Source organism: Nocardioides sp. Soil796, from assembly GCF_001429525.1.
Classification (GTDB): Bacteria; Actinomycetota; Actinomycetes; order Propionibacteriales; family Nocardioidaceae; genus Nocardioides.
Genome location: NZ_LMSQ01000017.1, coordinates 428,807 through 441,777, shown reverse-complemented (window position 1 = coordinate 441,777; position 12,971 = coordinate 428,807). Strand labels below are relative to the sequence as shown.

The window sequence follows — 12,971 nt, the reverse complement described above, 5'->3', positions numbered from 1 at the left end:
ACGTCCTGCGTACCGGTCGCCAGGGCAACCCCGACGCAGGACGTCCCGAACAACGTCCTGCACACCGGTCGCCGGGGCAACCCCGACGCAGGACGTCCCGCCCCGGGTTCCCGAGCAGGCTCCCCGGCGGCCCGGCGAGCGGAAGTCAGGCCTTGCGCAGCATCTCGGCGACGAGGAAGGACAGCTCGAGCGACTGCACCCGGTTCAGGCGCGGGTCGCACACCGACTCGTAGCGGTTGCCGAGGTCGATCTCGGCAAGCTCCTCGCCACCGCCGACGCACTCGGTCACGTCGTCACCCGTGAGCTCGACGTGGACGCCGCCGGGCCAGGTGCCGAGGGAGCGGTGGACGTCGAAGAATCCCTGCACCTCCTCGATGACATCGTCGAAGGCGCGGGTCTTGTAGCCAGAGGACGCCTCGAAGGTGTTGCCGTGCATCGGGTCGCAGACCCAGGCCACGTTGACGCCGGCAGCGGTGACCTTCTCGACCAGGCTGGGCAGTCCGTCACGGATCTTGCCGGCGCCGAAGCGGGTGATGAACGTGAGTCGGCCGGCCTCGTTGGTGGGGTTGAGCTTGGCGGCCAGGGCCAGCGCGTCATCCGCGGTCGAGGTGGGCCCGAGCTTGACGCCGATCGGGTTCTGGATGCGGCTCAGCAGCTCGACGTGGGCGCCGTCGAGCTGGCGGGTGCGCTCGCCGATCCACACGAAGTGACTCGACACGTCGTAGGGCAGCTCGGTGCGCGAGTCGATACGGGTCATCGCGTGTTCGTACTCCAGCACCAACGCTTCGTGGCTGGAGTGGAAGTCGACCCGGTGGAACTCGTCGGGGTCGGCGCCGATCGCCTTCATGAACGTCAGCGCGCGCTCGATCTCGCCGGCCATCAGCTCGTAGCGCTGGGCGTGGGGCGACTCGCGGACGAAGTCGTTGTTCCAGGTGTGCACCTGCCGCAGGTCGGCGTACCCACCGTTGACGAAGGCACGGATCAGGTTCAGCGTGGCGGCCGAGGCGTTGTAGACGTCGACGAGCCGCTGCGGGTCCGGCGTACGGGCCTCGGGGGTGAAGTCGAAGCCGTTCACCGCGTCGCCGCGGTACGCCGGCAAGGTCACGTCACCGCGGGTCTCCGTGTCCGAGGAGCGCGGCTTGGCGTACTGACCGGCGAGGCGACCGAGCTTCACCACGGGCACTGAGCCCGCGTAGGTGAGCACCACCGCCATCTGCAGGAGCACCCGCAGCTTGTTCTTCACGTTGTCGGCCGTGACCCCGGCGAACGTCTCCGCGCAGTCACCGCCCTGGAGCAGGAACGCCTCGCCCCGGCTGACCGCGGCCAGCTTGGTCTTCAACTCGTCGCACTCGCCGGCGAAGACCAACGGCGGGAAGTGACGCAGCCGCGCGACAGCGGCGTCGACCGCTTCGGAGTCGGGGTACGTCGGCTGCTGGGCGGCACCCTGGGCGTGCAGGGCGGCGAGGTCGGGAATCACGGTTCAAGACTACGACGTGGGTGACCCTCGACCGCATCCGCTCCGGACTACTCCCCCGTGAACTCGACTTCCTTGCCCCTGCGGGTGACGGCCCACGTGAGTGCCCAGAGCACGACACCGAGCCCGATCAGGATCGCGGCGATCTGGTACTGGTCCATCTGCTTCTCGGTGCGCGCCCACGGCCCGACGAGATAGGCACACGTGATCGCACCGATGTAGGGCATCACCGTCGGAGTGCGGAAATGGGGGCGATCGACCACGTCCTTGCGCAGCACGATCAGCGCGATGTTGACCACGGTGAAGACCGCGAGCAACAGGAGGGCGGTCGTGCCGCCCAGCAGCGACACGGTGTTCGCCCCGGCCTCACTGCCGCTCTCGATCACCACGTAGGTGATCAGGCCGAGCGCGATCAAGGTGGTGAAGAGGATCGAGACGTACGGCGTGCGGCGGACCTTGTGCACGCGTCCGAGCGGCTTGGGCAGGACGCCCTGGTTGGCCATGCCGTAGAGCAGTCGGCTGGCCATCAGCATGTTGATCAGTGCCGAGTTGGCGACCGCGAACATGCCGATGAACGGGAAGATCCGGTCGAACGGGACGTCGGGCGCGCCCGCGGCGACGACCTGGGTGAGGGCGCTGCCCTTGTCTGCGTTGGTCAGGTCGCCGACGGGGACCAGTGCCACCGCGGTGATCGCGACCAGCACGTAGATCAGCCCGGTGATGCCGAGCCCGGTGAGCATCATCTTCGGGAAGTCACGCTCCGGGTTCTTGCACTCCTCGGCCATGTTCACCGAGTCCTCGAAGCCGACCATCGCGAAGAACGCCAACGCGGTGCCGGTCGAGATGGTGATGAACATCGACTTGTCCTCGGGTGACTCGAACACGACGGTACGTGAGAAGTCGGCATCACCCTGCGTGACGGCGTACAACCCGACGAAGATGATCAGCAGCAGGCCGGAGACCTCGACCATCGTGAGCACCACATTGGTCATCACGCTCTCGCTGACCCCGCGGAAGTTGACCGCGGCGATCAGGACCATGAAGCCGAGGGCGATCAGCAGGATCGGCGTGCTGCCGGCTTCGTAGCCGAGCTCGAACCCGTCGCTGAGGAACCCTGCGAACGCGTTGGCCGCGGTGGATGCCGACGTGATGCCGGAGCACATCACCGTGAAGGCCACGATGAAGGTGATGAAGTGGATGCCGAACGCCTTGTGCGTGTAGAGCGCGGCTCCGGCAGCCTGGGGGTACTTCGTGACCAGCTCGAGGTAGGAGAAGGCGGTGATCGTGGCGACGATGAAGGCGGCCAGGAACGGCGCCCAGGCGGCGCCACCGACCTGGCCGGCGACGTCGCCGGTCAGCGCGTAGACACCGGTGCCGAGGATGTCTCCGACGATGAAGAGCAGCAGGAGCCTGGGTCCGATCGCCCGGTGGAGCTCCGTGGCCTCGTCACCGGGTGAGACCTCGGACATTTCGTCGGGCGTCGTACTCATGAAGACCTCCACTGGCGGGTTCACGACTCCGGACGAGCCGCGGTCGGCAAGGCGACCTCGATCTGACCCTGTTCACTCTGGCCCGACGGTGCAACTTTGGCAACAACCCTCGCCCTTCCCGGGGTACGTCGTTCCGCCGCCCGGTCGCACGCAGAACGGCGCCGCCCTCCCGTCAGGGATGGACGGCGCCGTTGCTGTGCAGGGTCAGCGGACCTCGCAGTCGGTCGGACTGTCGCAGGGCCGGATCGGGTGGTCCTCGATGACCTTGCCTGCGGCGTCGTAGGTGACCACCTTGGCCAGGGTGCCGGTGATGTCGGCCCAGAACATCGTCTCTCCCGGGACCAGCGCATCGGACGAGACCTGTGCATCGGTGCGGGTGCCGTCGGTCGCGACGTACTCGACCCGCGCCACGTCGGTGCCGTCCGCGCCACCGACCCACAGCGTCGTCGGGCTGCCGGTGGAGTAGTTGTCGGAGCTGAACATCTCCAGCTGCGAGCCGGGCTTCAGGAAGTCGTCCGTGCCCATGCCCCACATGTAGTAGCGGTGGGCGCCGTCGTCGGCGATCAGGGCGGGGTCGCAGGGACCGTCGACCGGCTTGTCGGCGTTCCAGTCCCAGGCCCGCATGCAGGCGAGCTCGACGCTGCCGCCGTCGACCAGGATGCCCATCTCGGTGGATCCGACCGGGTAGCTTCCGTCCTCGCCGGCGAGCTCGCCCTGCTCGATCTCCTCGACGCCCCGATAGAGCCAGTCGGGGAACGAGTCAGCGGCGTACCTGGTCACACCCGTGTAGTAGTGGCTGCCCATCGTGATCGGGTCGCCCACGAAGCGCTCCGGTCCGAGCGCCTGTTCCTCGCCCGGGCCAGGTGCCGTGCCGGGACCCGGCACCACGACCTGGCTCGGGGAGACCTGCACCGCGCCGGGGATCTCGTCCAGCGCGCGCTGGGCGATCGGGCGCAGCTGGTCGGCCTGTGCATCGTTGGCGACCTGGTCGTCGGCAGGCCGGTCCTGGTCGGCGCCGGGCATGCCGTTCACCGCGGCGGCGGTGAGTACGGCGACCGCGAGTGCGCCCCCGAGCCCGACGGCAAGGCGGCGCCCGGTGCGACGTCGTCGCCCCAGTGCGTGGATGGTGTCGAGGTCGGGGCGGCCGAGCAGTTCACTCCGCGGCGTCGCCAGTCCCTGTTCCAGGTGTTCGATCTCGTTGGTCATCGGTTTCTCCCCGTGGTGATGGTGTCCGTCGTTGCTTCCGTGGCGGTCGCACGGAGCTTGGCCAGGGCACGCGACAACGTGCTCTTGACCGTGCCGGGTGCGATGCCGAGCTCGGCAGCCGCAGCCGCCTCGGACAGGTCGAAGTAGTGCCGGAGCAGGAGCACCCGACGTTCCTTCTCGGTGAGGGTCGCCAGCAACCGCACCAGCTCGTCGCGGTCGCCGAGCGGGTCACCGGTCTCGGGCTCCGGTCGGTCACCGAGATGCTCGTCGCCGACCTCGTGCACCCGCCGCCGTCGCAGGCGGTCGATGTTGAGGTTCACCAGCACCCTGCGGGTGTAGGCCATCGCGTCCTCGTGGCGCACCTTGCGCCATGAGGAGTAGGTGCGCACCAGAGCAGTCTGTGCAAGGTCCTCGGCGAGGTGGTGGTCACTGGTCAGCAGGTACGCCGCCCAGCGCAGTCGCGGCCACGCCGCCACCGCGAACTCGTCGAACTCATGGTCCTGGTCAGACCCGCGCATCCGGTCCCCCTTCTTCCCTGTCGTCACCCCTGATTACGGATCCGGAGGCTGTGGGGTTCTGTGCGGGGCCAGGAAAGATCGGCTCAGCCGAAGAAGACCTGCGCCTCGGCGTACTCCTCGGGGCTGACCAGCTTGAGCTCGCCGGTCGCCTCGGCCAACGGGATGCGCACGATCCTGGTGCCACGCAGCGCCATCATCGTGCCGAAGTCACCCTCCGCCACGGCGTCTGCGGCCTGCAGGCCCAGCCTGGTGGCCAACCAGCGGTCGAAGGCGGTCGGTGTGCCACCGCGTTGGATGTGGCCCAGCACCACGGAACGCGCCTCCTTGCCGGTGCGCTCCTCGATCTGGCGGGCCAGTCGGTCGCCGATGCCACCGAGACGCACGTGCCCGAACGCATCGAGGTCGGCCTCCTGCAGCGACGCATCGCCCTCACGTGGCGTGGCTCCCTCGGAGACCACGATGATCGGTGCGTACTCGCTCTCGAACCGGCGCTCCACCAACCGGCAGACCTCGGCGATGTCGTAGGGCTGCTCGGGGATCAGCACGATGCTGGCGCCACCGGCCAACCCGGAGTGCAGCGCGATCCAGCCGGCATGACGTCCCATCACCTCGACCACCAGCACGCGGTGGTGTGACTCCGCGGTGGTGTGCAGCCGGTCGATGGCCTCGGTGGCGATGTTGACCGCGGTGTCGAAGCCGAACGTGAAGTCGGTGCCGGAGAGGTCGTTGTCGATCGTCTTGGGCACGCCGACCACGTCGACGCCCAAGCCGGCCAACTGCGTGGCCACGCCGAGGGTGTCCTCTCCGCCGATCGCCACCAGGGCGTCGATCCCGTCACGGGCGAGGTTCTCACGGATCCGTTCGACACCGCCCTCGATCGCGAACGGGTTCGTCCGCGAGGAGCCCAGGATCGTGCCGCCGCGCGGCAGGATCCCGCGGCACTGCTCGATGCCGAGCGGCATCGTGTGTCCCTCGAGCGGGCCCTTCCATCCGTCGCGGTAGCCGACGAAGTCGAACCCGTGAACCGTGATGCCCTTGCGCACGACGGCCCGGATCACCGCGTTCAGGCCTGGACAGTCGCCACCACCGGTGAGCACTCCGACTCGCATGTCCCCCACCCTTGCATCGTTCGGTCAGATCAACCAGAGCAACCAGCCGATCGCGAACCCCGCGGCGATCCCGGCCACGAGCGCCACTACCAGCATCAGGTAGCCACCGACCACCGTGCGGTCCGTGGGCAGTCGATCGGTGCGCCAGCGCGGGTCCCGGGCCGACGTCTCCACCTGTGCGTTCGTCACCCGCATGTCGAGTACGCCGACCTCGCGCAGGTCGGGGTGCAGTGCCACGAGTGCGGAGGTGCCCTTCGACAGCGAGACCGGGCTCAGCGTGGCCACGCGTCGCGGCGGACCGTCCGGTGGGAGCACGGTGAACGCGACGCTGTACGCCGCAGCGCCTCGCCCTTCCTCGGCACCGAGGGCCAGCGGGGGGTTCTTCTTCCAACGGCGTTCGCGCACGACACGCGCCGGGGCGATCGGTGCGGTGGTCGTACCGGAGATGATCTCGCGACTCCCGCGCTCGACCTCGGCGTGGAGTCGACGGGCGGCACGACCCGGCACCCACGCCACGAACACGCCCCACCCGACCATCCACAGGAGGCTGACGCCGGCGATGACCACCAACCGGTTCACGTCGGGGTCCGAGGAGTCCATGCCCGCAATGGCGCCCCACAGCATGCCGAGCGGCACCAGCTGTCCGAAGATGGTGGCGCGGGTGAAGGTCGACAGGTCGTTCAACATGCCGGCATTCTCTCCCGACCGCGACGTCCCAACCCTCGACGCGGCTAGGGTCTGGTCCATGACCTTCTCGATCGTGGCCCGGTCCGACGACGGCGAGTCGTGGGGAGTCGCCGTGGCGTCGAAGTTCCTCGCCGTGGGCAACGCCGTACCGGCGGCCGTCGCGGGCATCGGAGCCATCGCCACCCAGGCCAACGCCAACGTCTCCTACAAGGGCCTGGCCCTGGCCCATCTCGACGAGGGCGCCACCGCCTCGGTCGCCCTCCAGCGACTGCTCGAGGAGGACCCCGACCGCGACCACCGCCAGGTCGGCATCGTCGACGTCGACGGCGGCGCGGCCTCCCACACCGGACCGGCCTGCTTCGACTGGGCCGGCGGGCTGACCGGCGAGGGCTACGCGATCCAGGGCAACATCCTCACCGGGCCCGAGGTGGTCGAGGCGATCGAGGCTGCCTGGCTGGCGGGCACAGACCGGCCCTTCGCGGACCGGCTGCTCGCCGCCCTGCGCGCCGGGGACGAGGCCGGCGGCGACCGCCGCGGCCGGCAGTCGGCGGCCCTGCTCGTCGTGCGCGAGGAGGCCGGGTACGGCGGCCACGACGACGTCGCGGTCGACCTTCGCGTGGACGACCACACCGCTCCGGTCACCGAGCTGGCCCGCCTGCTCGAGCTGAACGACCTCTTCCTCACCGCGACCAGCGAGGAGGACAAGGTGGAGGTCACGCCCGAGCTCGATGCCGAGATCACTGCACTGGTGCGGGCTCTGGGCCACGACGACCTTCTCGAGTGGGCCGGCACCGAGAACTACGAGATGCGCGTGGCGCCCAGTGGGTCGTGGATAGACCAGCGGGTGCTGGCCATCCTGCGTGCCACCGAGGACCCCGCATGAACACCCCATCCGAATGCTCACTGCGTTCCGCTTCGAACGGGGACCCCGCATGAGCATCCTCGCCATCGATGCGGGCACCACCGGTGTCACCGCACTCGTGGTCACGCCCGAGGGCACCATCGCCTCCCGCGGCTACCAGGAGTTCGGTCAGCACTTCCCCCGTCCCGGTTGGGTGGAGCACGTGCCCGAGGAGATCTGGCAGGCCACCCTCGAGGCCACACGCACGGCGATCGCGGGCTACGACGGAGAGCTCAGCGGCATCGGCATCACCAACCAGCGCGAGACGATCATGCTGTGGGACCGCGAGACCCTCGGCTCTCCGCGGCGCGCGATCGTCTGGCAGGACCGGCGTACGGCCGACATCTGCACGCGGTTGCGCGACGCCGGCCACGAGGAGCGGGTCACCGAGCTGACCGGGCTGCGCCTCGACCCCTACTTCTCCGGCACCAAGTTGATGTGGCTCGCCGAGAACGAGCCGAACACCTGGGCCCTGGTCACCTCGGGGCGCTACGCGATCGGCACCGTCGACTCCTACCTGATCGCCCGCATGACGCGCGGCACCTGGCACGTCACCGACGTCTCGAACGCGTCACGCACCCTGCTCTTCGACCTGACCACCGGCGACTGGTCAGACGAGCTGTGCCAGCTGTTCGGAGTGCCCCGTGAGGCGCTGCCCGACCTCGTGCCCAACTGGGGCGAAGTCGCGGTGACCGATCCCAAGACGTTCTGCGGGCTCTCGCTGCCGATCGCCGGCATCGCCGGGGACCAGCAGTCGGCCCTGTTCGGCCAGACCTGCTTCGATCCCGGCGACTCGAAGTGCACCTACGGCACCGGTTCGTTCATCCTCACCAACACCGGCACCGAGCTGGTCCGCAGCGACGCGGGGCTCTTGACCACGGCGGCCTGGCGCGCGCCGTCCGGGGAGCTCACCTACGCCCTCGAGGGGGCGATCTTCGTGACCGGCGCGGCCGTGCAGTGGTTGCGCGACGGACTCCAGATCGTCGGCACGGCCGCGGAGACCGCGGCCATCGCGGCGAGCGTGCCCGACTCCGAGGGTGTCGTGTTCGTGCCGGCTCTGACCGGGCTCGGGGCACCTCACTGGGACCCACTGGCCCGCGGCCTCATCATCGGCCTGACCCGCGGCACCACGCGCGGCCACATCGTGCGGGCCACCCTCGAGGCGATCGCCTTCGAGGTGCGCGACGTGCTCGAGACCATGCCGTCGCTGGCCTCACTCAAGGTCGACGGCGGCGCCTCGGCCAACGACCTTCTCTGCCAGGTGCAGGCCGACCAGATCGGCCTACCGGTCGAGCGCCCGAAGATCGTCGACACCACTGCCCTGGGGGCGGCCTTCCTGGCCGGGCTCGGCACCGGCGTCTGGGAGAGCACCGACGACCTGCGCGAGACCTGGCTGCTCGACCGCAGCTTCTCCCCCACCGACGGCGTACGCGAGAAGGCAGACGCCGCCCACGCGAAGTGGATCGACGCGGTCAACCGGTCGAGGAACTGGGCCGACGCCTGACAGTGGTCGAGGAGCGAGTGTCTCGAACCCGCCTCAGCGTTCGAGACGTTCGACCTTCGCGGCCGCACGCTGCCGGGCCAGGTCGGCCTCGCGTACGTCGTCGCGCGCCGACTCCACCACCTGCTGCGCATCGCCCAGCTGGTCGTCGATCTGGTCCTGCTCCTCCTCGTGCTCGGCGAGCCGGCGACGAAGCTCGTCGATCTCGGCCTGCATCTGGAGGCTGCGCGCCTCGAGCTCGGCCACCTCGTCGGCGGCCGCGGTCAGTGCCTCGTTCGCGGCGTCTGCCTCACGCTCGGCCTCGGCGAGCTGCTGCCGTGCCGAGTCCAGCCGCTTCGCCTGCTCGTCCGGGTCGGGCACGATGTGCAGCTCCGGCGGGTGCGACGCCGGAGCCTCGATCTGGCTCGGCGCGAAACCGGCGGCGTCGGGCACGGCGACGTACGCCGCCGCGTCGACGGCCTCGATGCCCGTGGAGGTCATGGCGTTGACCAGCAGCCCCGTGCGCACCGCAGCGCCGGCGGCCTCGTCGACCATGGCCGCAGTGAGCGTGGCCTCCACCTGGTCGGCCACCGAACCGGTGACCTTCTGGCCGTGCTCGACGGCCAATGCCCTTGCCTGCTGGGTGATCGCGGAGGTCAGCTGGCGGCGCTGCCGCGTGAGCGCGCGCAGCTCACTCGCGTCGAGCGAGGCCTGCGCCTCGCGCAGGGCGGCCCCCACCACCAGCACCTGGTCGACCTGGTCGGGGTCGCGGCGAACCAGCAGGTTGACCACCCACGCCGACGTGGACGGCTTCTTCAGTGCCTTGACCAGGTCGGCGAGCGGACGGTCGGTGGCGCGCAGCTCCTTGGCCAGCGCGTCGCGCGCGGGAGTGAACTCGGGAAGCGGCAATCCGTAGAGGGTGTCGGCTGCCTCGAGGAGCGTGGTCACGCCTTGATCCTAGTGATGCCGGACGGGCGGACCATTCGGGCATCACTCACGCCGTGCCCCGCAACCCTGCGGTGAGCATGTCGGTGGCGATGTCGATCAGCTCCTCGCGTGAGCTGCCGGTGGGCCTCTGCAGCGCAATGCGCAGGCAGGACGCCTGGGTGACACCCATCGTCACGAACACCAGGGCCTCCAGGCGCTCCGGAGACACCCCGGGAAGGTGGCGCATCGGGATGACCCGCGCCAGATTCACCAACCCGGCCTCGATCTCGGGCATCACGTTGGACTGCGTTCCCGAGGGAACTGCGTCCACCATCGCCAGGATCACCGGCGCGTGTCGCTCGAACGCGTCGGTCAACGTGGCAACCACCTCACGCACGGCCTCGCGGAGGTCCTGGTCGAGCGCACGGGCGACGCCGGCCATCAGGTCTGCGGCGATCTCGGTGACGGCCTCCTGGCGCAGCACCTCGAGGATTCCGGCCTTGTCGTCGAAGTAGCGGTAGAACGTTCCGCTGCTGACGTGGGCGCGCTCGACGATGGCCGAGGTGGTCAGGCGTTCGGAGCCGACCTCCTCCAGAAGTTGAACAGTCGCGTCGAGGAGGTCTCTTCGCATCCGGACGGCCCGCTGCTGCGTGGGCCTGATTCGCTGTCGTTGAGCCATGACGGAGCCCTTTCGCGGCCTGCCGGAGCGCGCCGAAAAAAGTGAATAGAACGTGAGACTTTCCCACTTTTATGCTGTTGAGCATGGCAGCCACACCCGTCGACGGAAAGACCCCGTCCAGCCTGCGCAACCGCGACGAGGCGTTGCGCCGGTTCGGTGACCGCGCCACGACGTACTTCGACGGCATGTGGCAGGGCGACCCCTTGGCCGATGCGTTCGTCGCCGACTTCGCGACCATCGGCCACGGCCGCGGCATGCGCATGCTCCGGCAGGCCTGCCGCGACGGTGTCGATGCGGTCGAGGACGCACCCGACTCGCTGCGGGCATTGTTCGCGCAGCTGGACGCCCGCCCGGGCTGGGTCGACCTGGCGAAGATCAACCGCGACTCACGCCACCTGGCCCGCTACACCCGGCAGGCCGGCATCGTGCTCGGCGCCGCGTCGCTGGTCAGTGGCTACGCCAACTCCGCCGCATCGCGTCCACTCGAGCTCACCGGTCGGTACGTCGAGAACGCGGGCATGCGCACCATCGAGGTCGGCTCGTGGCTCCTGGCGATCAACGCCGACCACGGCCTCGAGCGCGACCAGCCGGGCTTCGAGCTGACCGTGCGGGTCCGCATCATCCACGCGTTGGTGCGCCGCCAGCTGCTCGCCTCGCCCGACTGGGACACGGCTGCGTGGGGCGTGCCGATCTGCCAGGCCTATCTGGCCTACACGTTGATCGAGTTCTGCCTGATCCCGTTGCGCGGCATGCGCGCCATCGGTGCGGCGTACCTTCCCCGCGAGGTCGACGCCTACTACGACACGTGGCGCTACGTCGGTCACCTGCTCGGCATCGACGCGTCGCTGCTGCCCACCGACGCGGCCGAGCAGGGGGTGCTCGAGGACCTCTATCTGCTGACCCGGCCACCGGTCGACGACTACTGCGTCCGGCTCGTGGCCGCGATCAACGAGGACTTCCTCGTGCCCGAGATCGAGGAGCTCCTGCCACGCCGGCTGTACGACGTCGCACCGCCGGTCGTGCACGGCCTCGAGCGCATCTTCCTCGGCAACGACATCGCCACGGAGCTCGGCGTGCCGGCGACGAGACTCACCCCGTTGATCCGGCTGGTCGGCGCGCTGTTCCTCATGATCAATCTGGTCATCGACAAGATCCCCGGCACCCTGCCGATGCGCACCCGCATGGGTGAGCGCTATCGCGACAAGCAGGAGGTCCGGCTGCGTTCCCGCTACGGCGTCCGGCACGACCTCGTCGACGACTCCCCCGCCACCGGCCGACCTCATCCTGCCCGCACTCCCTGAGGTCGCTGGTCGAGCTTCAACGTGGAACATCCCGGTCATGGGGTGACTGTGATGTTCCACCTTGACGCCCGAGCTCATACTCCAGCTCCGTCGGATGCGGCGGCCACACCGACTCCTGCTGTTGCCCGGTCGGCGTCCAGCCGAGGTGTTCGTAGAGCCTCCGGGCGCGCCGGTTGGCGGAGAGGACCCAGAGGTGGATCCCGAGCCCACCGGCCGCCATCGCCCGCACGGCACCCTCCCGCCCCAGACCCTCGCCCCAGGAGTCGGGGTGCACGAAGAGGTGCCGCAACGAGCTGTCGTCGTACGCCGTGACGGCGCGCAGCCGACCGGGGCCGTCGACCACCTCGACCCGGACGGTCGGGTCGTCGAGCACGATGGCCCACCGCGCCATCACGTCGTCCTCGGGGAACGGGCCGGGGAAGACGTGGCCGAGGGCGGCCAGGTTGGCGTCGCGCTCCAGCTCCATCAGCGCCAGCACCTCGTCAGGAGCCGCACGGCGCCAAGTGGACGCCTGGGTCATTCCTCGTCGAGACCCTGCTCGATGGCGTAGCGGGTCAACTCGACCCGGTTGTGCAGCTGGAGCTTGCGGAGGGTGTTCTGCACGTGGTTCTGCACGGTGCGGTGCGAGAGCACGAGCCGCTCGGCGATCTGCTTGTAGGACATTCCCTTGGCCACCAGCCGGAGCACCTCGGTCTCGCGGTCGGTGAGCTTCGGGGTGCCGTCGTCAGTGGGTGCGTCGAGGAGCCGGCGGTACTCCCCCAGCACCAGGCCGGCGAGTCCCGGTGTGAAGACGGTGTCGCCCAGGGCCACCCGGCGTACGGCGTCGAGCAGCTCCTCGCGCGAGGCCGACTTCACCAGGTAGCCGGTGGCGCCTGCCTTGACGGCATCGAGCACGTCGCTCTGCTCGCCGGACGCGGAGAGGATCAGCACCCGCGTGGACGGGTCCTGGCGCACCACCTCGGCGGTCACCTCGACGCCGTTGGGCGCGGGGATCTGCAGGTCGAGCACGAGCACCTGCGGGCGGGCTGCCGGGAAGCGGGCCAATGCCTCGGACCCGTTGGCGGCGACCGCGACCACGTTCAGCCCTGCTGCTGCCAGGTCGCGTTCGACGGCATCACGCCACATCGGGTGGTCGTCGACCACCATCACCCGGATCGGCTCGTCCCCGCTCATCCGCATCCTCCTCGTGTCGCTCGAAC

General features: G+C 69.5%; 13 protein-coding genes. 3 read left to right on the top strand and 10 right to left on the bottom strand.

From position 1 onward, the window contains the following. Positions 1 to 145: 145 nt before the first annotated feature. The 6 genes from ASH02_RS09160 to ASH02_RS09135 all read right to left on the bottom strand — a co-directional run bounded on the left by ASH02_RS09160 (position 146) and on the right by ASH02_RS09135 (position 6,484). Positions 146 to 1,477: a class II 3-deoxy-7-phosphoheptulonate synthase gene (locus ASH02_RS09160; RefSeq protein ID WP_056676673.1), complete on the bottom strand. Its 1,332-nt coding sequence runs from the start codon at positions 1,475 to 1,477 to the stop codon at positions 146 to 148. Between the two features lie 47 nt (positions 1,478 to 1,524). Beyond that, the gene (locus ASH02_RS09155; RefSeq protein WP_082563640.1) at positions 1,525 to 2,964 is read right to left on the bottom strand and encodes an APC family permease; all 1,440 of its coding nucleotides are present in this window, start codon (positions 2,962 to 2,964) and stop codon (positions 1,525 to 1,527) included. Positions 2,965 to 3,168: 204 nt separating this feature from the next. After that, positions 3,169 to 4,170: a hypothetical protein gene (locus tag ASH02_RS09150; protein ID WP_056676666.1), complete on the bottom strand. Its 1,002-nt coding sequence runs from the start codon at positions 4,168 to 4,170 to the stop codon at positions 3,169 to 3,171. Next, complete coding sequence (locus tag ASH02_RS09145; protein WP_056676663.1) at positions 4,167 to 4,688, bottom strand: SigE family RNA polymerase sigma factor; 522 nt, start codon at positions 4,686 to 4,688, stop codon at positions 4,167 to 4,169. The genes ASH02_RS09150 and ASH02_RS09145 overlap by 4 nt, the downstream gene beginning before the upstream one ends. A gap of 83 nt (positions 4,689 to 4,771) precedes the next feature. Then, positions 4,772 to 5,797 (bottom strand): 6-phosphofructokinase, encoded by a 1,026-nt coding sequence (locus ASH02_RS09140; protein ID WP_056676659.1) that lies wholly within the window; start codon positions 5,795 to 5,797, stop codon positions 4,772 to 4,774. A gap of 24 nt (positions 5,798 to 5,821) precedes the next feature. Further along, positions 5,822 to 6,484, bottom strand: a complete 663-nt coding sequence (locus ASH02_RS09135; protein ID WP_056676656.1) for a hypothetical protein — start codon at positions 6,482 to 6,484, stop codon at positions 5,822 to 5,824. 58 nt (positions 6,485 to 6,542) lie between these two features. Between ASH02_RS09135 and ASH02_RS09130 the strand changes: the two genes are divergently transcribed. Next, positions 6,543 to 7,367, top strand: coding sequence for a DUF1028 domain-containing protein (locus tag ASH02_RS09130; protein WP_056676653.1), 825 nt, complete (start codon positions 6,543 to 6,545; stop codon positions 7,365 to 7,367). A gap of 49 nt (positions 7,368 to 7,416) precedes the next feature. Continuing rightward, on the top strand, positions 7,417 to 8,889 hold the full coding sequence (locus tag ASH02_RS09125; protein ID WP_056679174.1) for an FGGY family carbohydrate kinase: 1,473 nt from the start codon (positions 7,417 to 7,419) through the stop codon (positions 8,887 to 8,889). Positions 8,890 to 8,922: 33 nt separating this feature from the next. Here the strand turns inward: ASH02_RS09125 and ASH02_RS09120 are convergent, their stop codons facing one another. Then, the gene (locus ASH02_RS09120) at positions 8,923 to 9,813 is read right to left on the bottom strand and encodes a hypothetical protein (protein ID WP_056676650.1); all 891 of its coding nucleotides are present in this window, start codon (positions 9,811 to 9,813) and stop codon (positions 8,923 to 8,925) included. A gap of 46 nt (positions 9,814 to 9,859) precedes the next feature. Further along, positions 9,860 to 10,423, bottom strand: coding sequence for a TetR/AcrR family transcriptional regulator (locus ASH02_RS09115; protein ID WP_056676648.1), 564 nt, complete (start codon positions 10,421 to 10,423; stop codon positions 9,860 to 9,862). Positions 10,424 to 10,554: 131 nt separating this feature from the next. Between ASH02_RS09115 and ASH02_RS09110 the strand changes: the two genes are divergently transcribed. Next, positions 10,555 to 11,772, top strand: coding sequence for an oxygenase MpaB family protein (locus ASH02_RS09110; RefSeq protein ID WP_162250908.1), 1,218 nt, complete (start codon positions 10,555 to 10,557; stop codon positions 11,770 to 11,772). A gap of 16 nt (positions 11,773 to 11,788) precedes the next feature. On the opposite strand, the gene ASH02_RS09105 is transcribed toward ASH02_RS09110, so the two are convergent. Beyond that, a complete protein-coding gene (locus tag ASH02_RS09105) occupies positions 11,789 to 12,292 on the bottom strand; it encodes a GNAT family N-acetyltransferase (RefSeq protein ID WP_056676642.1) in 504 nt (167 codons plus the stop codon). Then, complete coding sequence (locus tag ASH02_RS09100; protein ID WP_200949977.1) at positions 12,289 to 12,951, bottom strand: response regulator; 663 nt, start codon at positions 12,949 to 12,951, stop codon at positions 12,289 to 12,291. The genes ASH02_RS09105 and ASH02_RS09100 overlap by 4 nt, the downstream gene beginning before the upstream one ends. Between the last annotated feature and the right edge of the window lie 20 nt (positions 12,952 to 12,971).